This is a genomic window from Phascolarctobacterium succinatutens YIT 12067, assembly GCF_000188175.1.
GTDB classification, from domain to species: domain Bacteria; phylum Bacillota; class Negativicutes; order Acidaminococcales; family Acidaminococcaceae; genus Phascolarctobacterium_A; species Phascolarctobacterium_A succinatutens.
The window spans coordinates 1-1,267 of record NZ_GL830888.1 but is presented as its reverse complement, the minus strand read 5'-3'; the positions used below and the strand labels follow the sequence as shown (position 1 = coordinate 1,267).

The window sequence follows — 1,267 nt, the reverse complement described above, 5'->3', positions numbered from 1 at the left end:
GGGCGCATCCAAGAAGCAAGTCCATAGGACGATGCTGATTGGTATATGCGCGCCATGCAATAGTGCCCCAAGAGGCGCAGCCGATTGGATTGGCACGAACTGCTTAGGCGGTTGTCTTTCTATTTTTATTATACCACATTCATATATTTTTGCAACACAAAGCCCCCTCACCTTACGGCGAGGGGGCTTTATACGCGCGTGTATTATTTTGTGTTACTTGCTAATCGTTAAATTAGAAAGTGAAGGTTACGTCAGCCCAAACACGTTGGTCAGCAATTTTTTCGCCAAAGTCTTTAGCAACCTTAGATTCGGTATCATAGTAAGCTACAGTACCAACGATGTTTTTAGCGAAGGTGTAGTTAGCGCCAACGCCATAGCCTTTGAAGCCAGTGCCAGCAAAGGTATTAGCATCAGTAGTGTGTGCCAGGTAAGTGCCAAATCCTTGGTCATAGTAGTTAGCGAACAGACCCCAAGAACCAGCTTCGGAAGCTTCTGCACCTTTGTAGGTCAGGCCAACGGTCCAACCATCGTTATCATAGTCATAATCAAGAACTTTATCAACGTCTACATCATTATAGCTTGCATCGCCTTTCAAGTACATAGCGGACAGAGCTACATTGCCATCAAAGTTATAGTCTGCACCAACATACCAGATAGCGTCATCAATACCTTCAGGTACAACGGTCGTATCATTAAGAACAGAACCTTTAGCGATATCCTTGAAGTTTACATAGCCACCAGCTACATTCAGTTTGTTGAGGTTAGCGGAGAGCTCAGCACCAGCATAGTTGCCACCTTCAAAGTCAAATTCAGTACCTAAACCAGCACCAAAATCACTGAAAGCAAGACCATCTGCTGCTTTACCAGCGAAACCAGTTACTTTAACTTTGCTGCCATAGGATACTTCAACACCATCAACACGTGCATCATAGATGTTGCCGTTTGCAAAGAATGCATTGTAACGACCAGCAGTTACATCCATGCCGCCGATTTTACCTTCAACATATGCACGTTGGAAGGAAGTATCTTCATCGCCTTTGTTAGCGCTTTCGCCATAGAAATCTTGAGTGTTTTCAATCATGCCGGTGTAGGACCAGTCATCATTGATTTGACCGGTTACCCAAATACGGGAACGCAGATCATTTTCAAAAGAATTATGGTTGCCATCTTTATCAACGTTAGCATCGCCTTGTTTGCTCATGTATTTGTAACGCAGTTCGCCGGTTACTTTTACATTGTCAGCTTTTTTCTCCAGGTTAGCAACGCG

The 1,267-nt window shown here is 44.1% G+C and carries 1 protein-coding gene; it reads right to left on the bottom strand.

Translation table 11 applies throughout. The features are described from left to right. Positions 1-232 precede the first annotated feature (232 nt). Positions 233-1,267: outer membrane insertion signal domain protein (locus tag HMPREF9443_RS10875; RefSeq protein WP_009145586.1), on the bottom strand; the 1,035-nt coding region annotated here is incomplete at its 5' end.